We start from the raw sequence: 22,901 nt of genomic DNA on the forward strand, positions 1-22,901 counted from the left end.
ATGTGGGAAAACACTAAAGACTTTTAGGCTTTTAATATTCATACTTAATGTATTATATCGATATAAAATCTGGAGGCGTATGCTTTGAAAAAAAGTAACTTAGAGAAATTACTCAATGAATACAAAAAATTTATGGATTTGACACGTTTCATCGAAGAAACGTATAAAATTAACATGAATGATTTTGTAATACTTAATTGTGTTCATGAGAATTGCACCGAAGATAAGATGTTAATGCAGCCATTTTTAAAGATAGCAACAGATTCATTTGAAATCAGCCGTACAAAAGTGTTGGCTTCAATCCGTAAATTAGTCAATCAAGATCGTGTCAGCAAAGTCCGTTCTGAGAGTGACGAACGTAAGGTATATATTTTTATGGATGAGAAAAACATTGAGAAGCTTGATGAAATGTTAAAAGCTATCGATAAATTCTTAGGTTGATCATACATCATAGCACCCCATACTAGAGAGATATAATATTGTGGATGAGCAGCCCAAACAAATGGGCTGTTTTTTTGTGTTAAATCAAAGTAATTCTGCACAAAAGGGGAACTAGGTATTCAATAACTATATATTAAGCAGAAAATCATGTATAATAGTTGATGTTAAAAATTGAGAGCGAAAGCGAGATGGAAGTATGGGACGTAAATGGAATAACATCAAAGAGAAAAAGGCCCAAAAAGATAAAAATACAAGTCGTATTTATGCAAAATTCGGTAAAGAAATCTATGTAGCTGCGAAATCTGGTGAACCTGATCCAGAATCGAACCAAGCGCTACGTTTAGTGCTTGAACGTGCAAAAACATACAATGTACCGAGAAATATCATTGATCGAGCAATTGACAAAGCAAAAGGCTCTGATGATGAAAATTACGATGAACTACGTTATGAAGGGTTTGGTCCTAGCGGTTCAATGCTGATTGTTGATGCATTGACAAATAATGTTAACCGTACTGCATCAGATGTACGTGCTGCTTTCGGTAAAAATGGCGGTAATATGGGTGTATCAGGTTCAGTATCTTATATGTTCACACATACAGGTACATTCGCATTTGAAGGCAAATCTGCTGATGAAATCTTAGAAATCTTAATGGAAAAAGATTTAGATGTAAGAGATGTCGTTGAAGATGGCGATTTAACAATTGTTTATGCGGAACCGGATCAATTTGCCCAAGTTCAAGATGCATTAAAAGAAGCTGGTATTGAAGAATTCCAAGTAGCTGAATTTGAAATGCTGCCTCAAAATGATATTCAATTATCAGATGAAGATAAAGCAACTTTAGAAGGCTTAATCGATGCATTAGAAGAATTAGAAGATGTTCAAAACGTTTATCACAACGTGGATTTGGATTAAATGATGCATTATTCTGTTGAAGATTGGGTACGTCAATTAGATTTATTGCCGCATCCAGAAGGCGGCTATTATAAAGAGATAATTAAAGCCGAGCGTCAAGCAGAAGGACAAACACGTCCAGCGTATACGAGTATTTACTTTCTATTAACGGATGATAATATCTCACATTTTCATCGCATAGATGCAGATGAAATTTGGTATTATCATTATGGTCATACTTTAACTGTGCATATGATTCATCCTGATGGACAGTATGAAGCCGTGGATATTGGACCTGATGTCACAAAAGGAGAGGTACTCCAACATGTTGTGCCGGCTGGAACAATCTTTGCGTCTTCGATTAAAGCTGAAAAAGGTTACGCATTGGTTGGATGCATGTGCCAACCTGGTTTCATGTTTGACCACTTTGAAATGTTTGATCAAGCTGAACTTAATAAAGCGTATCCGCATTTAACTGAAGTTATTACAAAATACGCACTAAAATCTATTGATTAATAAGACAGCGCATAAATTAAAAAAGCACTAGTTTTAGTTATTGGTGTGCTGCACCCCTAAAGTTGAACCCGAAAAATTCAACTTTAGGGGTGTTTATTTATGAGAAAAAATATGATTTAGAATTCAAGCTTCAATTGATAAAAGAGTATGAAACAGGTCCTCTGGGTTATAGAAGATTATCCCAAAAATATAATATTCGTTGTTCTTATATTCAAACATGGGTTTATCAATATAATACCTTCGGTATCAATGGATTGACTTCGGGTATGACTAAAAAAACGGTATACTCAAAAAGAAAAGGTTGAAATATTAGAATACAGATTAAAACATCAATTATCGTATAAAGAAACTGCTGAAAAATTTAATATTATTAGCTCGAGTGTTATTGCGCAGTGGCAGAAGAAATTTAATGAGTATGGTATTCTTGGCTTAAAGTCAAAACCGAAGAAGGTCTTGAGATTAACAAGGGAAAATAATCTTTTATGTACAAAGTTCAGTCATAAAAGCAGAAGTTACAATTCTTATAAGGTAATACTGGAAAAACCGCTAAAAATTTACTGAATCGTAGATTCATTTCTGATAGACCTTATCAAAAATTATTAACAGATATTACTCAATTCAACATTAAGAACACTGATACAAAACTCTATTTGTCACCTGTTTTAGATGTATTCTCAAAAGAAATTATTGCTTATTCTATTAGCAAAAATCCAACTTTAGATTTGGCGATATCATCTTTAGATAAAGCTATTAGAAGTATCCTGAAATTAAATTATCGTACTACAGTTCATTCTGATTAAGGTTGGCACTATCAGCACAGACATTGGGTGGAAACTCTTAAAAATCATCGCATTTTTCAAAACATGTTACGAAAAGGTAATTGTTATGATAATTCTCCTATGGAGAATTTCTTCGGATTATTTAAAGCAAGAGATGTTTTATGGAGAAGAATTTAATACTTATGAAGAGTTGGAGTTAGAAATACACAAATATATTGAATACTATAATAATGTAAGAAGAAAAATAAATTTAAAAGGCAAGACTCCTGTTGAATACAGAAATCTTGCCTTAAAGAAATAGTTTAGCCAAAAAGTTCAACTTTTGGGGTTCACTACATGGGAACGACCCTTAACTAAAACCAATGCATTTTTAATGTTAATTGTTATTTTAAGTATGCTATTAACTTTAAGTGAGTCGCAATTTTATGTGTGTAACTTGTAAAAAAGCTTTTTATTTGTGTAATGCGATTAATAATATCAAACATTGAGTGACATGTATGTGACAGTTTTATATAATAATGTCAAGGAGTTGGTGACAGTGAAAGTAAAATACATCGATAAACGTCACTGGCGTCGTCTGATTGAAAGAGATTATACTGAAGTTAAGGTGAATAATAATAAATTCAAAGGAATCATTGGCTTAATCACAATGAAGAAAGTAAAAGAACCTTTAAAGGTTTCTGTCGTCGGTAAAACGATGATTGTCGCAGATGATAATTATCAATGGCTACAAATCGTACCGGACAAGAAACGTTACAGTATAACAGTGATGCTAGATGAAAAAGGCAACCCGCTTGAATATTATTTTGATATCAACATTAAAAATATTACACAAAAAGGTAAAGCGCGCACAGTAGACTTATGCTTAGATGTCATTGTATTACCTAACGGTGACTACGAGCTGGTTGATGAAGATGACTTATTACGTGCATTAGAAACAAAACAAATTTCGAAGAAACAATATCATGAAGCATACATTATTGCTCATCAGTTAATGATGAAAATCGATCATGATTTTCCAAGTATGCAAGAAAATATTATGTATTGCTATAATAAGATTAAACATAAGTATTTAAACGATAAACATACGACGCATCATCACCGAGGATAACAGTCACAGGAACCAGGCATAACGTGTGAAAGGGTGTTTGTATGAAAGGTACCATGCTGTCGCTGTCTCAAGACTGCCGCATGGTTTTTATTCATAGAATAGGAGAAGGAAGTAGGAGGATAAAGCGTGAAGATAGAGGATTACCGTTTGTTAATCACGTTAGATGAAACGCGTACATTGCGTAAAGCAGCTGAAATTCTTTATATTTCTCAACCTGCTGTAACACAACGATTGAAGGCGATAGAAAGTGCCTTCGGTGTTGATATTTTCATTCGCACAAAAAAGCAGTTGATCACTACAACTGAAGGTGCAATGGTTATTGAACATGCGCGCGATATGTTAAAGCGTGAGCGTTTATTTTTTGATAAGATGCAAGCACATATGGGCGAAGTGAATGGCACCATTTCTATAGGGTGCTCTTCTTTAATCGGCCAAACTTTATTACCCCAAATACTTAGTCACTATAACGAACAATACCCCAATGTTGAAATTCAAGTGAAAGTAGGATCGACAGAACATATTAAAGCGCATCATCGTGATTATCACGTCATGATTATCCGTGGCAGTAAAATTTTAAATTTGAACAACCAGCATTTATTTAATGATAAGCATTACTTTATTTATCCGAAGGGTCAAAGAGATAAAGCACCGGAGTTGCCATTTATTGAATTTCAAGCAGACCCGATTTACATCAATCAGATTAAAGAATGGTATGCGCGTAATTTAGGGCGCGATTACCATGCGATGATTTCCGTAGACCAAGTTGCGACATGTAAGGAAATGTTAGTTGGCGGCGTAGGTGTAACTGTGTTGCCAGAAATTATGGTAAAAGATTTAGATACAGAACGTTTTGATTTTGAACAAGTCGATATAGAAACACACCCATTAGTGCGTTCAACCTACTTAAGTTATGATTCGAGTATGATGCAGTTACCACAAGTCGAATCATTTGTAGAACTAGTAGTGAATGATATTGCGAAAGTACCGCAAGAGTAATGAATGTGTGAGTGAGGCATCCTAGAATTAGGGTGTCTTTTTCTCTTAGATGGTTACGTGTTGAAATAGGATTTCATGAAGCAGAGTGGTTTTGTGTGAAATCTTTGTACAGCTATTCCAATAGACTAGAAAATTGATTAAACTAGAAGTTATATAAATAAAGTTTTGAGAGAGGTTAGACTATGTTTGCAGCGTTACTGCATATTAAAAATTATAAATTATTCGCAGTTAATATGATGCTGGTGGGAATGGGGATTGCGATTACCATTCCATATCTTGTTTTATTTGCGACAAACGAACTCGGTATGACAACCACACAGTTTGGTATCTTATTAGCACTTGCCGCAATCAGTCAGTTTACAGTCAATACGATTGTGGCACGTTTTTCCGATAGAGGAAACGTAAATAGGAAAGTTTTAGTTATTGGTGCGCTGTTTATGGGCGCCATGAGTTTCGGTATTTATTTCTATGTGCATACAATCTGGCTTTATATAGCATTATATGCTTTATTCCAAGGTTTGTTTGCACCTGCAATGCCTCAGCTATATGCTTCAGCTCGAGAATCTATTAATGCATCTTCTTCACGTGGCCGTGCTAAATTTGCGAATACAGTGCTGCGTTCTATGTTCTCATTTGGTTTCTTATTCGGTCCTTTAATTGGTGCCTTATTAAATAAAAGTATGGGATATGCGGGCTTGTTTGGCGGCACAGTTGTCATTTTATTATTTACCTTGTTACTTCAAGTGTTCTTCTTTAAAGAAGTGAAGACAGAGCACCCAATTGAAGAAGGGACACAAATTGAGCGTAAAGCGCCAAGTATGCTGACGCACAAGAAACTAATCGTACCGTTTGTAGCCTTTATTTTACTGCATATTGGACAATGGATGTATACGCTCAATATGCCGTTGTTTGTGACCAACTATCTTCATGAGAGTGAAGACTATGTCGGCGTACTTGCGAGCTTGTGTGCAGGCTTAGAAGTACCTTTTATGATTATTTTAGGGGTAGTATCTGCGAAGCTTGAAACAAGAACATTGTTGATATTCGGCGCGTTATTCGGTGCACTGTTCTTCTTTAGCATTGGCGTATTTGATAATATATATATGATGATGCTTGGACAAATCTTTTTAGCAATGTTTTTAGCTGTGTTATTAGGTATCGGCATCAGTTACTTCCAAGACATCTTACCTGATTTCCCGGGTTATTCTTCAACTTTGTTTGCGAATGCCCTTGTCATAGGTCAATTATGCGGAAATTTACTTGGCGGTGCTATGAGTCAAATCGTAGGATTAGGGAATGTATTCTATGTATCCGCTGCTTCTTTGGCACTAGGAATGATTTTAATCTTCTTTACAAAAGAGCAGAAATTTATTGAATAAGAAAGAGGTTTACCATGCTAGCAACAATTTTATGGTTATTGATACTTGCGTGTTTTGTTACCGCATTTATTGGTTTAATTAAACCAGTTATCCCATCAATGCCAATGATGTGGATTGGATTTTTAATTTATCAAATCGGCTTCCATAACGGCAAATTATCTTGGGTCTTTTATATCTCAATGATTATTTTGACAATCTTTATTTTTGCGGCTGATCTGATGATGAGTCAATATTTCACAAGACGTTTCGGCGGTTCTAAAGCAGGAGAGCTGACAGCTTTAATTGGTGTTATTGTCGGTTGTTTTGTCTTCCCGCCATTCGGTATTATTTTAATTCCGTTAATTGCGGTATTTGTCGTAGAAATGGTCTTAACACGAGATCCAATGACTGCAGTTAAAGCCGGCTTTGGTTCTGTAGTCGGATTCTTAGCGAGTACTGCAGCACAAGCATTGGTCATGATTATTATGGTCGTTTGGTTCTTTTTAGCAATCTTGATTAACTAATTGAATTGAAAGATTATAAACAATACAGCCTCAAAAGCAGGAGAGATTCCTTGCTTTTGAGGCTGTTAATTTAGCTATTCTATAAATATGCGTTGCTGTTGCTTTTCACAAAATGATGATCGACATAAAAGGCAATCGGTGTGATGATGAAAGAAATAATGATAAAAGTCCAATTGCTGATATGGATAGATGGCCCAAAGGCTAGATAAGACTGCGGGATATACAAGACATAAAATAATAATGCGATTAAGCCAAAAATCACCGCATAGGTTAAAAGCCAAACCCAATTAGACTTATTAAAAGCTTGTATCTGTACAGTCTTGAACAGCCACCATACAAACAAGAAGATAATAAATAATCCCATTAATACAACGATCGGAAACGTGTAATAATAGATAGGTTTTTCACCAATGAAAAAACCGATAAAGCCTTTAAAGAACGCAAAGATCCCAAACAAAAACAAAATGTGATGCATAATATATTTGAAGATGTTTTGGATGGTTTCGTTTTTGAGCTTTTTAATCGTTTCTATCGCATGTGCACGTGGATTGTGATCGAAGAAATCCATTGCTAACATGCCTTGATTTTCTGATTTCAGCAACTCTTTTAATATACGATTCAACATTAATTCAGAGTCATGAGGATTGACACGTAAATCGGCGCGAATATAAGTCATATAGCTTTCAAATATTTCACGGTCTGTGTTATTAAGATGCAGCGCTTTAACGTTATTTTCGCGCATCAATTGTTCTGTAGATTTAGCCATTGCCGATCCTCCATTCGTATTTTACAATCAAGCATATTATGACTAAATTAAGCGTATAAATCAATCGTTGAATGCATATTTTCACTTCTTTTTTTAAGACAATGTGTGGAAACTATGAGTGCAGTCGGATACATGGTAAAATATACATAGTAAATGGACGTTACATAAGCGTTGGATTCATGATTAAAGGAGTTAAAGATATATGAAGAAAGTGATGATGGTGCTATTAGCTTCAACATTGGTGTTAGGTGCTTGTGGCAAGAGTGATGAGAAGACAGCACTGGAAAATGACATCAATAAATTAGAGAAAGAAAATAAACAATTAAAAGATAAAAAAGATAAGCTAGAAAAAGAAGAAAAATCAGTGAAAGAACGTGTAGATAAGTTAGAAAATGAAGTGAAAGATAAAGTTGCGACAGAAAGTGCTAAACAACAATCTGAAGCAGATGACAAAGCTAAAAAAGAACAAGAAGCTAAAGATAAAAAGGAAAAAGCAGCAAAATCATCATCTCACACATCAAATGAAAGCAATCAAAAATCACAAACATCCCATTCTGGTCAGAAGGAAAACAAACAGCCTTAAGCGTTTGTTTAAAAAGTCAGAAGGGTATTAAATAGGTAATGGATAAACGAACTAAAGGAGTCGATTGAATCATGTACGAACAACAATTTTTTGAATTAGAAGGTAAAAAAATGACTTTAAGAGAAGTCGGCAATGCAATTGAAAAAATTACAGGTTATCAACATGAAGCGCCTTCAGCACAAGTGAGACGCAGAGTTGCGCAAAAACCAAATTTTGAATCAGATACAGACACATTTGAAGCAACATATAAATTAAGTCATCTTGGCGACTTTGTGGATGTTGTATTTACAGCATTAAAAAGCGAACGTGATCGTCTGCAAGAAGTGCCTGTAACGGTGCAGTTAATCAGCTATAATACACGTTCAGAATTTCCTCAAGCATAATTGTAACGATACAGCATTTTCGACAATCTTATAAAGATAGAAAAAGGCGCTTGTAAGTGAAGTCGTATCGCTTTACATTACTATGACGAGTAGAGAACACTTTGCTAAAGTGCTTTTTTGTATATCAATTTTTTAGATAGAGCACAAGAGATTGAATGGGTGTACGAGGTGGAATCAAATGAGTGTATATTTGGAAACACAACGTTTAAAATTAAGAGATTGGGAAGATAAAGATTTATTGTCGTTTCAAAAAATGAATGCGAATCGACAAGTACGCAGATTCTTCCCAAGTATATTAAGTTATCGCCGTTCTGAATTAGATATGAAGGCGATGCAGAAACAACTGAAACAATCAGGTATTGGATTGTTTGCGGTAGAATTGAAAGAAAGCGGAGAATGGATTGGTTTTATCGGGTTGAACTATCTTCCTAAACGAAGCCAATATCCATTTAAAGATTTGCCTTTCTTTGAAATCGGTTGGCGTTTGATCCCTGAAGTTTGGGATAATGGTATCGCAACAGAAGGGGCCAAAGCAGTGCTGGAATATGCCAAAGAAAAAGGTATTGAAGAAGTTTATAGTCTGACTTCGAAATCTAATATGGCTTCAAGAAGAGTGATGGAGAAAATCGGTATGCAGTTTTTAGATGACTATGAATTACCGAATGTATCTGCAGCACATCCATTAAAACAACAAGTCAGATATTATAAGCAGCTTAACGAATAAAGCGAGAAACTATTGATGAAGTTTCTCGCTTTTTGTTATGAAGCAGTTTTAATTTATTTAGATGTATTAATCATACGTCCGTGTACCAACAGAATGATAGTGTTCTAAGCCGTGGAATAAAGTATCTATGTTATCGTAAAGCGGTGCTAAGCCAAGATACTTATCGTCGATGAAACCAGCTTCAATCATAGATTCTATGAGGTGTTGAAGCGGTTCAAAGAAGTTATTGATGTTGTAGACAGCCATCGGTTTATCGTGGATACCGATTTGTGCCCAACTATATGTTTCAAAGAACTCTTCAAGTGAACCAGCACCGCCTGGTGCGAGAATAAATGCATCAGCCAGTTCGCTCATTTTGGCTTTACGACCATGAAGTGAGTCGACTAATACTAAATCAGTTAAACGTTGGCTTGTGATTTCTTTATCATCTAAGCTTTTCGGCATAACGCCAATGGCTTCTCCACCGTTATCTAAGACACCATTAGAAATTGCGCCCATCACACCAACAGAACCAGCACCATAGACGAGTGTATAACCATGTTCTGCCATATATTTACCTAGCGCATAACCTTGTTCCATATAAACCTTATCTTTCCCTCTGCTTGCGCCGCAAAAGACTGCGATACTTTTTAATTTGCTCATACATGTCATCTCCTATGAAGAAATTTGATTAATTACACGTTGGAATGTTTGTTCGAATTGACTGCGTGTTTCTTCTGAGAACTTTTTCGGTCCTTTATGACGGCCGCCTTGCCGTCTGGTTTGTGCATTCAAATAACGTTGTTCGAGTAAGGTGTTAATATTCTTATCACTATATAGCATACCATTATGATGCAGGACGTACTGTGTTTTTTGAATCAACAGATTAGCTAAACCATAATCTTGTGTCACGACAATGTCATCTGGTTTGGCTAATTGAACAATTTTATAATCTACTTGATCAGGACCGTCATCGACATATACAACACGTACATGGTCAGGATAATCTCGCATTGAAAAGTGTGCATAACTACGTACCAACACAACAAAAATGCCTGTCCCTTCAGTCAATTGAATAATTGAATCTGTAACGGGACAAGCATCACCATCAATAATGACTTGTGTCATTTAGAGATTCGGCTTATTTTCATATTTTTGAATTTCTGCGATACGTTCTTCTTCATTAGCACGTCGTGCTTCTTCTTCAGCTTTTAAACGTTGTTCAATGCGATCTTCCAAAATACGGTTCATGTCATAAGCTTCGTCTTTATTTTCTTCTTCAAGGTCTTCACCTTTATTGTGAAGTTGTTTGTCAGATGGACCGCCTGGTACAAGTCCGACTTTTTTCTCGTATTTTTGAGCATCTTTTAACTCTTTAACGAGACGTTTACGTGTTGCTTCCGCATCTTTATCTTCTTGTTTATGGCGTTTTTCAATGTTTTTCTCTAATTTCTTCGCCATTTTTTCAGCTTCTTTAGCGTTTTGTTTTTCTAACTTGTCGCCTTTAGCTTTGATGCGTTCTGGGTCATTGGCTTTTGCTTCTTTTTTAGCTTCACGTTTTTCTTCGATTTCTTGTTTCTTCTCACTCACGTATTGTTTAAGGTCAGAAGATTTATTAGAAACCGCTGATACAGCTTTAGAAGACTTATCTGATACACTGCTTGCAAATTGTGAAGATTTATCTGATACACCGCTCGCAAATTGTGAAGACTTGTCTGAAACACTTTGTCTGAAATCTGCGGTTTTATCATTCAATTTTTGTACATCAGGATGATCTTTAATACGTTTTCTTTCCACAATTAAAGGTACAAGAATGATAGGTAATACCGTTAACAATGTTCTAATTAATCGTTTCTTCTCCATTTGAATGGCCTCCATTTATTAGTATATAACATTTAAATACCCCGACTGACTAGGGGATAAACGAATACATTTGTATCATACACAACTTTTTTCGGAAGTTAAAGTAATTATTGCTGAAGCAATAAAAAACACCAGCATTGATATCCAATGCTGGCGTTAGTATCAATTAAATGCCTTTTCCGATACCGAATCCGAAGTAAAGGATTGCGATAAAGATAACTAAGATAATACGGTAAATCGCAAAAGGTACTAATTTAATACGGTTAATTAAGTTTAAGAATAAACGGATAGATAATAATCCGAATAAGAATGCGGCAATAAAGCCGATTAAATAAAATGGAATATGATTTAAATGAATATAGCCAATATGTTTTACCAATGATAAACCACTTGCGGCTAACATAACAGGTACGGCCATAATAAATGTAAAGTCAGATGCAGCTTTATAATTTAATTTCATTAATACCCCAGTTGAAATTGTAGAGCCGCTTCGACTGAACCCTGGCCACATCGCAACTGCTTGTGATAAACCGATGATAAATGCTTGCACATAAGTGATTTGATCAAGGTGTTCACGTTGTGCGTAACGACGGCTGAACTTTTGTGCGAAAATCATATAGAACGCACCTAATAAAAGTCCAATCATAACAGTCGGCACACTAAATAAGTATTTTTCAATTACATTATCAAATAATAAACCTAAAACACCAGCAGGAATCATTCCCACTAAAACGTGCCAAATTGTAAGACGTTTTTGTTTAGATTGTGCGGTTCTGCTTAAAGCTTCTCCTTCTGTAAGTTCCGTTGAATGTGCAGCGTGCTTATATTTACCAAGATGGAACATTTCTAAATAACGCTCTCTAAATACCCATGCTGCCGCAAAGACAGAACCTAATTGTATAACAATTTTAAAGGTGAAAGCAGATTCAGAACCTAAGAATTCTGTAGATTTCAACCATATGTCGTCTACAAGAATCATATGACCTGTTGAGGATACAGGCGCAAATTCTGTCAAACCTTCGACTATCCCCAAAATCAACGCTTTGATTAATTCTAACAATAACATAGCGTACCTTCCTTATTTTCAGTATATTTTCGTTTAATGTATGTAATTACCAGTTGAAACAACTTTTATGATAGCACATAAAAATTTCATTGTGCTACAAATTTTCGCAGTAAATTGAAAGATAGGACTTAAGATGTATGTCTATCACTGATTATGACAAAAGTTTGAAGTTTAATTTCTTAATTAAAATTAATTTTGAGTCGAATAAATTGAAAATTCTACTTATATGTTTTAAGTTGAAGGTAAGACATTTTTGACACAAATGACTACAAGGGACACCGGACGTCCTGACATCTATTAACTAAAGATGAAACGAAAGTACAGTGGGTGGGACAAGTATGCGTGAGATACATACGTGTTCCACCTTTGTTGTGTCAAAAGCATTTGATGGCCTGATTAAATAAAAAGGGTGAAGAAGATGAAACATTTAATGCATTACGCACTGAAATTCAAGCAATACCCCATCGCAATGGGTGTCATTTGTGCGCTATTAGCTGTGATTGTAGTCGTTCAAAACATTGCCATTGCGAAAGTGTTAGATATCATGTTGATGAAAACGACACAACATTTCACTATCCAGACACTATTAATGATTTTATTGGCTGCCTTATTACTACGTGCAGTATTGAATATGGCTAATCAATGGATGGGAACAGAACTGGCATATAAAGTGAAAAAGACATTGCGCCAGCGTTTGGTAGATCAACACACGAAACAACCTGTCGGTGCACAAATGAGTGTGATGACTGAAAGTATTGATGGAGTCACACCATTTTATCAAGACTATTTGCCTCAAGTTTTCAAAGCGGTACTTGTGCCTATCGTGATTATCATTACGATGTGTTTTGTTCATTTAAACACAGCTATTATTATGATGGTGACTGCACCGTTTATTCCTGTTTTCTATATCATATTCGGATTAAAAACACGCGATGAATCTAAAGAACAAATGACCTATTTGACACAGTTCAGTCAACGTTTCTTAAATTTAGCGCGAGGTTTAGTCACATTGAAGTTGTTTAATCGTTCTAAACAAGCCAAACAAGCTATTTATCAGGAAAGTACACGTTTTAGAGATTTAACCATGCGGATTTTACGCAGTGCGTTTTTATCTGGTTTATTGTTGGAGTTTATCAGTTTGTTAGGGATTGGTTTGGTTGCGTTAGAAGCAGGACTCGGCTTAGTACTCTTCCATAATTTAAATTTCGAAACTGCGGCCATTGCGATTATTTTAGCACCTGAATTCTACAACTCAATTAAAGACCTTGGTCAAGCGTTCCATACAGGGAAACAAAGTGAAGGGGCAGCGGATGTTGTGTTTGAAATGTTAAATCAAGATGCAGATCATACCACAGTCACGCAACCTGAAATTGATTCGAAACAAGCAGCATTGATTCGTTTGAACCATGTGTCCTATCGTTATCCGGATGCGGATAGATTAGCAGTTGATGATGTACATTTTAATATTTATGAAGGGGAACAGATTGCCTTAGTTGGTCCAAGCGGAGCAGGAAAGACGACACTGTCTGAAATAATCTTACAACGCAGAACACCGACCTCTGGATTTCTCGCTGTTCAATCGGAACATTTAACAATGGGTGTCTTAAGTCAGCAACCATATATTTTTAATGCGACGATTAAAGAAAACGTCTCTATGTTTGAAGACGTTAAGGATTATAAAGTGATAGAGGTACTAGAAGCAGTAGGTATGATGGAGAAAATCAATCAATTACCTCAAGGAATTGAGACGTATATTGGTGAAGGCGGAGAGATGTTGTCTGGTGGCCAAATGCGGCGTATTGAATTGTCACGCGTCTTATTAGCACAACCAGAAGTAGTTGTCTTTGATGAGCCTGCGACAGGGTTAGATGTTTGGACAGAACGTCTGATTCAACAAGCACTGCATACGTATTTTAAAGACAGTACTGTGATTATGATTGCGCACCGTGAAAGTACTATTCGTATGGCACAACGTCGCATTTATATGGAAGCGGGCCGTATGATGGCTGAGGACTCAGTGATATCTGCGCAAAGAGGTAAAGGACGTGATAGACAATGAAAAGACACGGGATTAACTTTAAGTTAGATAAAGATTTAGCTTTAGCGATTTTGTTTGGTGTGATTGGCAGTTTAGTTGCTATCGGTATGTTCTTCCTCAGTGGTTTAATGATTGCGCAAGCAGCAAAAAATGTGCCGCTTTATGGTTTGATTGTCTTAGTAGTCAGTGTGAAAATGTTTGGAATAATCCGAGCAATTATGCGTTATTTTGAACGTTTGTATTCACATCGGACGACCTTCACGATGTTACGAGATGTCAGAACACAATTTTTTGATGGTTTGATACAAGTGGTGCCGGATATTTACCGTAAATTCAAATCAAGTGATCTCATTTCGAGAATGGTGTCACGTGTAGAAGCACTGCAGAATATCTATTTACGCGTTTATTATCCGCCTGTAGTGATTGGCCTTACATCGGCCATTACCATCTTAACCTTATGGTTCTTTTCTTGGATGCATGCGATTTTATTATTGGTGAGTATGTTGATATCGTTAGGCATTTTACCATGGGTGTCAGCTAAGCGTGCACAGCTGTTAAATGCACGTGCCGCAAAAGATGCTTCTTCCTTCTTAAGTCGCTTCTATGATTTTAAAGAAGGCTATGAAGAATTGGTACGTTTCAAACGATTAAAATCTTATCGTCAATCAGTGTTGAAGGCATTAGCAAAATACAGCCATCAACAACGTAATGAACAACGATTCTTAACGCTTTATGAATTCATGTTGGATTTAGTGTCTATGTCAGCACTATTCTTTTGTGTTTGGCTCGGTGTGATTCAAGTCCAAAATGGACAATTAGATGTCATCTATTTAACGAGTATTGTATTGATGTTATTGACGTTGTTTGAACAAGCAGTCTCGATGAGTAATGTGGCTTACTTTAAAGCAGATACAGACCAAGCATTAATAGAGTTAGAGGAAGTATTACAGGAAGTGCCTGCGCAATCAGAAACAAAAGTGTCGATGAATGATGCTCAAACATTACACGCAGGAGACATTACATTTAAATATGAGCACCAAGTTACTAAAGTATTAGATGCGATTCAATTAGAGGTTCAAGCAGGTGAAAAACTCGCAATTATTGGGCCATCAGGTTCAGGCAAAAGTACATTGCTGCAAGTGTTGGCAGGTTTATACCAGACGAAGCAAGGTGCTGTTACGTATCAAGGGCAGTCTGTGTATGCGTTGTCTGAAGCGGACAAAGCAGCAACATTTAATGTCTTGCTTCAGCAACAACAACTGTTTGATGGCACAGTACGGGATAATTTATTATCTGATCGCAAGGATGATGAAATGCGCGCGGTATTGGATGATTTAGGTTTAGCGTATATAGACTTAGACTATGAAATTACTATGAGTGGTGAAGGTCTATCAGGCGGAGAATTACAGCGCCTTTGTCTAGCACGGCTCTTCTTACGCACTGCACCTGTCTGGCTAATTGATGAACCGACACGCGCATTAGATTGGGATAATAGTGTACATGTGATGCAGCACTTGTTTAATGAAAGCGAAACTTTAATTGTTGCAACGCATGATTTAGCTTTATTACCACAATTTGATCGTATTGTAGTCATGATTGAAGGTCGTATTATCGAAAGCGGCACATACGAAAGTCTGCTTCAGCAACAGGGTGCACTGTATGACATGGTAGCGCTCAATCAAGAATCATAAAAAATAGAGTTGAATAAAGTAAAAAGCAATCACGCAAAAAGCGGTTGAGACCTCTATGATAGAAGCCCCAACCGCTTGGTTTTTGCTTTATTTGAAAGTGAAAAAACTGCAAGTTATCACTCTAATTTTAATGGCATTCGAAATTATGAGTTTTGCTTAGTTAAAGAATCAATCAATTTATCTAATAAACGATTCAATTCTTTTTCTTCTTTTTTGTTTAATCCTGAGATATCGCCTAAGTGGTTACAAGCACCGCCTAGATCTTCTTCGATTGCTTCGCTCTTTTCAGTCAAGTGAACGAATACTTCACGTTGATCGACTTCAGAGCGTTCTCTTTTGATTAAATCTACTTGTTCCATTCTCTTTAATAATGGGGATACTGTACCAGTATCAAGCGCAAGTTCAGTAACGACTTTCTTGACGTTAACTGGTGATTCTTCCCATAAAATTGTTAATACTAAAAACTGCGGGTAAGTTAATTTGTACTTCTTAAAAACGTTGTTTGAGTAGTAGCGATTTACTTGTCTTTGAGCGTTGTACAAACTAAAGCATAAACGTCCGCCTAAATTAAGTTTTTCAGTCATAAGTTCTCCTCCAGACATTCTATCCGTTATATTTTTCTGTGTACCGGAATTCGTTCCGTCTTGTTGTGAAAGTTTGAGCAGTGACTAAAATAGAAGTTTTAACTATTTTGTCGACTCCTCACAAGCCATGTTAAAATTAAAGTATGCATTGATTTTAGAAGATATCTTGCATTAAATCAAGTTGTAACATAATATAATATGTCCATTAATGATTGTACCATTAAGTCCTTTAGAAATGAGTGTTAAAATTGGAACGAAATAATAATAGTAAATTATCTATTTGTATTGTAACAGGTTTTCTAGGAAGCGGTAAAACGTCTTTCCTTAAACATTATACTGAGCAATTATTAAAAAGAGATGAGAAAATCACTGTAATTATGAATGAATTTGGTGATTTTGATGTAGATAGTAAAATTTTAGGTGATAAAGTTCATACAGTTTCCTTGCAGAATGGATGTGTTTGTTGTGATTTACAACAAGATCTTATCGCGCAACTATCAGTAATAATCAACCAAAAACAATCACAATTTGTCATAATAGAAGCAACAGGCATTGCGCATCCGCTTCAACTCATCCAAGCTTGCTACGATCCATTGCTCATTGATCACGTTCATCCGCCGCTGGTCGTCGGTTTAGTCGACGCACCTCGATTCTTACATCGCGGGGATTATACAGAAACGACACAAGCACTAATGGAAGAACAGCTCGCTGTCAGCCAAGCATTAATTGTCAATAAGACAGATTTAATCAGCCAAGATGAGCAGCAATCGCTCACAGAAGCTTTAAAAGAAGTTAATCCGAATGATGCCGTCTACTTTACAACCTATGGTCAAGTCAATATTGACGAAATAAAGGCATTAGAGCCAGTTCATATGAAACCAAGTCACCAACATTTACATCACCATGGTATTAGTTCAATTGCGTATACGTTTACTTCACCGATTGATCGACAAATGTTTTACCAGTTTATCTTACGTTTGCCAGACAATGTATATCGATTGAAAGGGTACGTAAGATTTAGAGATACACCTGAAACAACGTATTTATTCCAATTCGCCAATGGGCTGCCTGATTACGAGCCGATTCAAGGTGACATACAAAACACCATCGTATTAATTGGAGAACAACTCGATAAAGAGCGTCTGCGCAATCAATTAGATGCATTGCAGTTCACATGAAAATTGACGTGCATATCAAGGTCACACTATAATGAATACAACGTTTAATAGTACAAGGAATTTGTAGGGAATACAATAGTAAAATATTTTAATCCATTAATAATCCCTACTACACTATAGTGAACCTCATTTTTAAATTTAGCAAGCGCTAACATAAGATGTAACACAATTGAAATGAGCGAGAGGGGTAAAAGGAATGGACCGTGTTAAAATCAATCGTAACGTTACGTATTCAAAGATAATTCAAGGATTTTGGAGATTGAATGACTGGCAGATGTCGGCACAATCATTAAACCGTTATCTGCATCAATTAGTAGAACTCGGTGTCACAACAATGGACCATGCCGATATCTATGGGGACTATCGTTGTGAACAATTATTTGGAGAGGCTTTGGCATTGTCTCCTGAACTGAGAGATCAAATTGAATTAGTGTCGAAATGCGGAATTATCTTGCCGACAGACAAATTTGCACAATTTGATGGCCATCGTTACGATTTAAGCAAACATCATATGGTTGAAGCGGTCAATCGCTCATTACAAAATTTACAAACCGATACACTGGATACCTTATTGATTCATCGTCCATCTCCGCTCATGAATCCAGACGAAGTCAGAGACGCACTTGATGTTTTAGTAGAAGAAGGTAAAATTAAATCATTCGGAGTTTCTAATTTCAATCATGCGCAGTATGATTTGTTGAGCCAAGGTATTCGCTCACATAAACTGCATATCGCGGTGAATCAATTAGAAGTTTCACCGTATCATGCGACGCCGATTTATGATGGTACCATTGATCACATGTATAAAGATGACGTCAAAATTATGGCATGGAGTCCGCTTGCTGGCGGCAAACTGCTGAATTTAGAAGATGAGAAATCAAAACGTGTGATGGCTGTAATCAGTCCACTTGCTTATAAATATAATGTTGCGCCTGCCAGTATTGTTACTGCGTGGCTGTTGAAACATCCAGCAACGATTATGCCGATTATGGGTACTAGCCAAATTGAACGCATGCAAGATGCGGTTAAAGGATTAGAAGTCATTATAACTGATCAAGAATGGTTTGATATTTATGTGGCTGTATTAGGGCACCATATCCCTTGATAAGTGAAATAAAGGAGAATATGAAGAAATGAACAAAGAAGAACAATCACGTGCACGTATGCGTTTTGAACGTAACCTTATCGTCTTTCCATATATTATTTTTGCGATTATCGTCTTTTTCTTTACAACGATATTCCCAGCACCTACAGTGGTACTGACTTTATTCGGTATTTTCTTTATCTATAATGCCGTTTTATTATTCGTTGCGTTTATTAAACATTACACACGTACAATGATCTTATTATTAGTGTTGACACTTTTTGTCGGTGCAATGTTTACAATTTCAGCAACAGCACAATTTGCAGGCAGATATTAAGCAATTTAATAATGCTAAGGGCTCCCTCTTTAAGTGTTTTCAGCACATTATAATAGAGGGAGCTTTGTTTATGTCATAAAGAATTCAAAACAAATGAAAACGTTTTCTTTATTAATGCGACTTGCTTTGTTATCCTTATAGTGAATAAAAGAATTATAAAGAAAAAACAAATTCGTATCGAGGGGGATTCATGATGGGGAAAAGAAAAGTCGCGATTATTGGTGCAGGACATACAGGTGCAACGCTGGCATTTATGTTAGCTGAGAAAACTTTAGCAGATGTGGTGTTATTGGATAAACCTGAAAATGAAAAGCCAGCTTGCGGCAAGGCATTGGATATTGCAGAAAGCGGACCGATTTTCAATTTCAATAACCAAATTAAAGGAACATCTGATTATCAAGATATTGCAGGATCAGATATTGTTGTGATTACTGCAGGTGTAGCACGTAAACCAGGTATGAGTCGTGATGATTTGATTCAAATTAATGAATCTGTGATGACACAAGTAACAGAAGGAATCAAAACGTATGCGCCGGACAGCACAATTATTGTGTTGACGAATCCAGTGGATGCGATGACGTATGCAGTATACAAACAATCAGGTTTCCCTAAAAATCGAGTGCTTGGACAATCAGGTATTTTAGATACAGCACGCTATCGAACGTTTATCGCAGAAGCCTTGAATGTTGCTCGTACGGATGTTTCCGGATTAGTATTAGGCGGCCATGGAGATACAATGGTGCCGTTATTAAGTACAACGACAGTAGGCGGTGTGCCGTTAACAGAGCTATTAGCACAAGATAAAATTGATGCGATTGTAGAACGTACACGTAAAGGCGGTGCTGAAATTGTCGGCTTGCTTGGCAATGGATCAGCGTATTATGCGCCGGCAGCCGCTATCTTTGAAATGGCTGCGGCAATTTTGAAGGATGAAAGACGTGTTTTACCTGCGATTACGTATTTAGAAGGTGAGTATGGCTTTAGCGATATTTGTTTAGGTGTACCGACGTTAATCGGCGCTAATGGTGTTGAACAAGTCGTTGAAATGAAGCTTTCTGAAGATGAACAAGCACAATTAAAAGCGTCAGCAGATGCGGTTGAAGAAGTTAAAAGTGCATTAAAGCAATCGTAATTTTTGAGGTAAATTAAAATTATATATATTGGATCAGGAGACGGACGATGGTTCATGCGTTCGTCTCTTTTTGTACTTTCTAAAGTTATTGTGAAAAAATTTACAAATTTTCGAATAAGTCTCTTTTTGTAAGCGCATTCTTGTTATAATGAAATTGATTAAATATTTAAAAAAGGTGTGTGCATATGTATGGGCTAGGTGTGCATACTCTATTTTTAAAATATTTAAATGAAAGATTGATTTAATGATTAATAGTTGAGTACAGCAAACAAATGAGGGAGGAAAACAAGATGACAAAAGAGGATGCAGCAGTGAAATCTGACAAGAAGCAAAAAAGTGTTAAACCGCTATGGATTATCATCAGTTTTATCGTGCTGATTGCGATTGTATTAATACCAGCGAGCGGAATTCCAGTGATGGCTAAAATGTCTCTTGCGATTTTAGCTTTTGCGGTTATTATGTGGGTGACAGAAGCGGTCTCTTATCCAGTATCTTCAACGATGATTGCCGCTTTGATGATACTATTATTAGGATTTAGTCCTGTGCAAGATTTAGCAGAAAAACTAGGGAATCCAAAAGCAAATGGTGCTGCACTGCACGGTGCGGATTTATTTGGGACAGGCAATGCCTTAAAGTTAGCTTTTAGTGGGTTCTCAACTTCAGCGGTTGTTTTAGTAGCAGCAGCGTTGTTCTTAGCAGCAGCGATGCAGATTACAAATTTGCATAAGCGTTTGGCATTATTAGTCTTATCGATTGTGGGCAATAAGACAAACCGTATTGTAGCCGGCGCAATTATCGTGTCAATTATTTTGGCATTCTTCGTACCATCTGCGACAGCTCGTGCAGGTGCGGTTGTACCGATTTTATTAGGGATGATTGCGGCGTTCAAAGCTTCTAAAGAAAGTAAATTGGCAGGATTATTAATTATCACTGCAGTACAAGCCGTTTCTATTTGGAATATCGGTATTAAGACAGCAGCGGCGCAAAATATTGTTGCGATTAACTTTATTAACCAAAGCTTCGGTCAAGACATTTCATGGGGCCAATGGTTCTTGTATGCGGCACCATGGTCAGTACTGATGTCTATTGCGCTTTACTTTATTATGTTGAAAGTTATGCCGCCAGAACAAAAAGAAGTTAAAGGCGGTAAGGAATTAATTCAACAAGAATTGGAAAAATTAGGACCTGTGTCTCCACGTGAATGGCGATTAATTGCGATTTCTGTTTTATTACTATTCTTCTGGTCAACGGAAAAGATTTTACATCCGATTGATTCATCTTCTATCACTTTAATCGCAATGGCGATTATGTTGACACCTAAGATTGGTGTGATGACGTGGAAAGAAGCGGAAAAACATATTCCTTGGGGTACAATTATTGTCTTTGGTATTGGTATCTCGCTTGGGAACGTATTATTAAATACTGGCGGGGCACAATGGTTAAGTGATAAGACTTTCGGTTTAATGGGCTTGCAACACTTGCCATTGCTTGCGACTATCGCATTAATCACGCTCTTTAATATCTTAATTCACTTAGGGTTCGCAAGTGCGACAAGTTTATCTTCTGCTTTAATTCCAGTATTTATTTCTTTAACTGCAACATTGCATTTAGGCGATCAAAGCATCGGCTTTGTGTTGATTCAACAATTCGTCATCAGTTTTGGTTTCTTATTACCGGTAAGTGCACCGCAAAACATGTTGGCGTATGGTTCAGGTACATTCACAGTAAAAGACTTCTTAAAAGCAGGTATTCCATTAACCATTGTGGGTTATGTCCTAATTCTGATCTTCAGTCTCACATATTGGAAATGGTTAGGTTTGATTTAAAAAAGTATATTGAAAGCAAGAAAGACGATGGCGCTGGTCCATCGTCTTTTCTATAGAAATAACATGTATGTTTTAGGGTTATGATACAAAGAAACACACATAAAGTGCGATATATTCTAAGAATGTTAAAAGATACATATATTTCAATCGTAATTTTACATTGAATGGTACTTCCCAATTCGGATACTTTTGTTCAAAATAAGCGATTTGAAGCAAGTATATACCTATACCAAGTGGCAACAGCATCAAGCCGATACTGACAAGATATGAAAATCCGATGTCGTGAATGAAATGTCCTATAATTAGCTGAATTATAATCAGTACAGCTATAAAAATAAGAAGTTGCATTGTCATTTTGCCATGCGCACTCCTTTCACCATAATCAATATGACTGCTTGTAGTAAGGTCATCACAAACAAGAAGAAAAGACCTCTTGCATCTAAGAACTGTACGACATCTCTGACGATAGAAAGGGGTTGTGTGACTAAGTAGACGCTATGGAATCTTAAGAAGCGTCCCATCGCAATCCCTAAACTATTCGCAAACATCAAGCCAATCACAATGATGTAGTTGAATAAAGGTTTATTGGTGAAATGGAATAACTCGATATTAATCAAGATATAACAATAAACCGCAAAACAAACACCGCCGACTAAGAATGTGAAATACAACCATTCTATTGGTCTGACGCCTTGCATAATAGTAAATGCGAATTGATTAAGGTGAATCAGATCGGTCACCATATAAAAGGTATTCGGGAAGATTAAGATAAAGATGGCTGAGAAAATAATAAATAATGGCCATTCGAAACGTCGTTTCGGTATAAACAATTTGAGTAACCAAACGAGTTCGAAAGGAATATAAGCTAAGAACAAGTTCAACGCCATAAACTGGTAAAATTGGTTTAATGGCAGTGTCAGCAACATCAATATCACAAATAATATGCGTGCAATATAACGTGATTGCATATCAAAGTCCTCTCTTCAAACATCCAAGTTGATGGATGGTTTATCTGAAAACCATGAAATATGATTTTTAGACGTATTTAGA

General features: G+C 36.4%; 28 protein-coding genes. 20 read left to right on the top strand and 8 right to left on the bottom strand.

The genetic code is table 11. The annotated features are described in order from the left end of the window. Positions 1 to 84: 84 nt before the first annotated feature. From ACFCT9_RS11615 to ACFCT9_RS11660, 10 genes are all read left to right on the top strand, one after another. On the top strand, positions 85 to 441 hold the full coding sequence (locus tag ACFCT9_RS11615; RefSeq protein ID WP_412519462.1) for a transcriptional regulator, SarA/Rot family: 357 nt from the start codon (positions 85 to 87) through the stop codon (positions 439 to 441). A 196-nt stretch (positions 442 to 637) separates the two neighbouring features. After that, positions 638 to 1,354 (top strand): YebC/PmpR family DNA-binding transcriptional regulator, encoded by a 717-nt coding sequence (locus tag ACFCT9_RS11620; RefSeq protein ID WP_412519464.1) that lies wholly within the window; start codon positions 638 to 640, stop codon positions 1,352 to 1,354. Between the two features lie 3 nt (positions 1,355 to 1,357). Then, positions 1,358 to 1,849, top strand: coding sequence for a cupin domain-containing protein (locus tag ACFCT9_RS11625; RefSeq protein ID WP_412521675.1), 492 nt, complete (start codon positions 1,358 to 1,360; stop codon positions 1,847 to 1,849). Between the two features lie 306 nt (positions 1,850 to 2,155). Beyond that, entirely contained in the window at positions 2,156 to 2,410 is a 255-nt protein-coding gene (locus ACFCT9_RS11630) for a helix-turn-helix domain-containing protein (RefSeq protein ID WP_412521676.1), read from the top strand. A 62-nt stretch (positions 2,411 to 2,472) separates the two neighbouring features. Beyond that, the gene (locus ACFCT9_RS11635) at positions 2,473 to 2,649 is read left to right on the top strand and encodes a DDE-type integrase/transposase/recombinase (protein WP_412521677.1); all 177 of its coding nucleotides are present in this window, start codon (positions 2,473 to 2,475) and stop codon (positions 2,647 to 2,649) included. A 133-nt stretch (positions 2,650 to 2,782) separates the two neighbouring features. After that, complete coding sequence (locus ACFCT9_RS11640; RefSeq protein ID WP_412521678.1) at positions 2,783 to 2,929, top strand: IS3 family transposase; 147 nt, start codon at positions 2,783 to 2,785, stop codon at positions 2,927 to 2,929. Positions 2,930 to 3,166: 237 nt separating this feature from the next. After that, positions 3,167 to 3,739, top strand: coding sequence for a DUF402 domain-containing protein (locus ACFCT9_RS11645; RefSeq protein ID WP_412519466.1), 573 nt, complete (start codon positions 3,167 to 3,169; stop codon positions 3,737 to 3,739). Positions 3,740 to 3,865: 126 nt separating this feature from the next. Continuing rightward, positions 3,866 to 4,735, top strand: a complete 870-nt coding sequence (locus tag ACFCT9_RS11650) for a LysR family transcriptional regulator (RefSeq protein WP_412519468.1) — start codon at positions 3,866 to 3,868, stop codon at positions 4,733 to 4,735. 182 nt (positions 4,736 to 4,917) lie between these two features. After that, entirely contained in the window at positions 4,918 to 6,114 is a 1,197-nt protein-coding gene (locus ACFCT9_RS11655) for a sugar efflux transporter (RefSeq protein WP_412519469.1), read from the top strand. 14 nt (positions 6,115 to 6,128) lie between these two features. Then, positions 6,129 to 6,617 (top strand): DUF456 domain-containing protein, encoded by a 489-nt coding sequence (locus ACFCT9_RS11660; protein ID WP_412519471.1) that lies wholly within the window; start codon positions 6,129 to 6,131, stop codon positions 6,615 to 6,617. A 79-nt stretch (positions 6,618 to 6,696) separates the two neighbouring features. On the opposite strand, the gene ACFCT9_RS11665 is transcribed toward ACFCT9_RS11660, so the two are convergent. Beyond that, on the bottom strand, positions 6,697 to 7,383 hold the full coding sequence (locus tag ACFCT9_RS11665; protein WP_412519472.1) for a DUF1129 family protein: 687 nt from the start codon (positions 7,381 to 7,383) through the stop codon (positions 6,697 to 6,699). Between the two features lie 202 nt (positions 7,384 to 7,585). On the opposite strand from ACFCT9_RS11665, the gene ACFCT9_RS11670 reads away from it, so the two are divergent. The 3 genes from ACFCT9_RS11670 (at position 7,586) to ACFCT9_RS11680 (ending at position 9,073) form a co-directional block, all read left to right on the top strand. Further along, a complete protein-coding gene (locus ACFCT9_RS11670; protein ID WP_412519474.1) occupies positions 7,586 to 7,966 on the top strand; it encodes an SA0632 family lipoprotein in 381 nt (126 codons plus the stop codon). A 71-nt stretch (positions 7,967 to 8,037) separates the two neighbouring features. Then, positions 8,038 to 8,349: a hypothetical protein gene (locus tag ACFCT9_RS11675; RefSeq protein WP_412519475.1), complete on the top strand. Its 312-nt coding sequence runs from the start codon at positions 8,038 to 8,040 to the stop codon at positions 8,347 to 8,349. Positions 8,350 to 8,527: 178 nt separating this feature from the next. After that, positions 8,528 to 9,073 (top strand): GNAT family N-acetyltransferase, encoded by a 546-nt coding sequence (locus ACFCT9_RS11680; RefSeq protein ID WP_412519476.1) that lies wholly within the window; start codon positions 8,528 to 8,530, stop codon positions 9,071 to 9,073. Positions 9,074 to 9,139: 66 nt separating this feature from the next. Here the strand turns inward: ACFCT9_RS11680 and ACFCT9_RS11685 are convergent, their stop codons facing one another. The 4 genes from ACFCT9_RS11685 to ACFCT9_RS11700 all read right to left on the bottom strand — a co-directional run bounded on the left by ACFCT9_RS11685 (position 9,140) and on the right by ACFCT9_RS11700 (position 11,981). Beyond that, positions 9,140 to 9,715: a TIGR00730 family Rossman fold protein gene (locus ACFCT9_RS11685; RefSeq protein ID WP_412519478.1), complete on the bottom strand. Its 576-nt coding sequence runs from the start codon at positions 9,713 to 9,715 to the stop codon at positions 9,140 to 9,142. Positions 9,716 to 9,727: 12 nt separating this feature from the next. Then, positions 9,728 to 10,180, bottom strand: a complete 453-nt coding sequence (locus tag ACFCT9_RS11690) for a YaiI/YqxD family protein (protein WP_412519480.1) — start codon at positions 10,178 to 10,180, stop codon at positions 9,728 to 9,730. Beyond that, positions 10,181 to 10,915, bottom strand: coding sequence for a hypothetical protein (locus ACFCT9_RS11695; protein ID WP_412519481.1), 735 nt, complete (start codon positions 10,913 to 10,915; stop codon positions 10,181 to 10,183). Positions 10,916 to 11,081: 166 nt separating this feature from the next. After that, positions 11,082 to 11,981: an undecaprenyl-diphosphate phosphatase gene (locus ACFCT9_RS11700; RefSeq protein WP_412519482.1), complete on the bottom strand. Its 900-nt coding sequence runs from the start codon at positions 11,979 to 11,981 to the stop codon at positions 11,082 to 11,084. 418 nt (positions 11,982 to 12,399) lie between these two features. Between ACFCT9_RS11700 and ACFCT9_RS11705 the strand changes: the two genes are divergently transcribed. Together ACFCT9_RS11705 and cydC are read left to right on the top strand one after the other, a co-directional pair. After that, a complete protein-coding gene (locus ACFCT9_RS11705) occupies positions 12,400 to 14,040 on the top strand; it encodes an ABC transporter ATP-binding protein/permease (protein WP_412519483.1) in 1,641 nt (546 codons plus the stop codon). Then, positions 14,037 to 15,710, top strand: a complete 1,674-nt coding sequence (cydC, locus tag ACFCT9_RS11710) for a thiol reductant ABC exporter subunit CydC (RefSeq protein WP_412519485.1) — start codon at positions 14,037 to 14,039, stop codon at positions 15,708 to 15,710. Before ACFCT9_RS11705 ends, cydC begins: the two co-directional genes overlap by 4 nt. A gap of 143 nt (positions 15,711 to 15,853) precedes the next feature. Here the strand turns inward: cydC and ACFCT9_RS11715 are convergent, their stop codons facing one another. Next, positions 15,854 to 16,294, bottom strand: coding sequence for a MarR family winged helix-turn-helix transcriptional regulator (locus tag ACFCT9_RS11715; RefSeq protein ID WP_023015420.1), 441 nt, complete (start codon positions 16,292 to 16,294; stop codon positions 15,854 to 15,856). Between the two features lie 248 nt (positions 16,295 to 16,542). Here ACFCT9_RS11715 and ACFCT9_RS11720 point away from each other — a divergent pair, with 248 nt between their 5' ends. The 5 genes from ACFCT9_RS11720 (at position 16,543) to ACFCT9_RS11740 (ending at position 21,851) form a co-directional block, all read left to right on the top strand. Then, on the top strand, positions 16,543 to 17,472 hold the full coding sequence (locus tag ACFCT9_RS11720) for a CobW family GTP-binding protein (RefSeq protein ID WP_412519487.1): 930 nt from the start codon (positions 16,543 to 16,545) through the stop codon (positions 17,470 to 17,472). A gap of 196 nt (positions 17,473 to 17,668) precedes the next feature. Next, positions 17,669 to 18,577 (top strand): aldo/keto reductase, encoded by a 909-nt coding sequence (locus ACFCT9_RS11725; protein WP_412519488.1) that lies wholly within the window; start codon positions 17,669 to 17,671, stop codon positions 18,575 to 18,577. Between the two features lie 28 nt (positions 18,578 to 18,605). Next, positions 18,606 to 18,893, top strand: coding sequence for a hypothetical protein (locus ACFCT9_RS11730; RefSeq protein WP_412519490.1), 288 nt, complete (start codon positions 18,606 to 18,608; stop codon positions 18,891 to 18,893). Positions 18,894 to 19,086: 193 nt separating this feature from the next. Continuing rightward, a complete protein-coding gene (mdh, locus tag ACFCT9_RS11735; protein ID WP_412519492.1) occupies positions 19,087 to 20,025 on the top strand; it encodes a malate dehydrogenase in 939 nt (312 codons plus the stop codon). A gap of 290 nt (positions 20,026 to 20,315) precedes the next feature. Beyond that, positions 20,316 to 21,851: an SLC13 family permease gene (locus tag ACFCT9_RS11740; RefSeq protein WP_412519494.1), complete on the top strand. Its 1,536-nt coding sequence runs from the start codon at positions 20,316 to 20,318 to the stop codon at positions 21,849 to 21,851. A gap of 78 nt (positions 21,852 to 21,929) precedes the next feature. On the opposite strand, the gene ACFCT9_RS11745 is transcribed toward ACFCT9_RS11740, so the two are convergent. Beyond that, a complete protein-coding gene (locus tag ACFCT9_RS11745) occupies positions 21,930 to 22,205 on the bottom strand; it encodes a hypothetical protein (RefSeq protein ID WP_412519496.1) in 276 nt (91 codons plus the stop codon). Then, entirely contained in the window at positions 22,202 to 22,819 is a 618-nt protein-coding gene (locus ACFCT9_RS11750; protein WP_412519498.1) for a DUF1361 domain-containing protein, read from the bottom strand. The genes ACFCT9_RS11745 and ACFCT9_RS11750 overlap by 4 nt, the downstream gene beginning before the upstream one ends. Positions 22,820 to 22,901: the final 82 nt, after the last annotated feature.

Source organism: Staphylococcus simulans, from assembly GCF_047037175.1.
GTDB classification, from domain to species: Bacteria; Bacillota; Bacilli; order Staphylococcales; family Staphylococcaceae; genus Staphylococcus; species Staphylococcus simulans_C.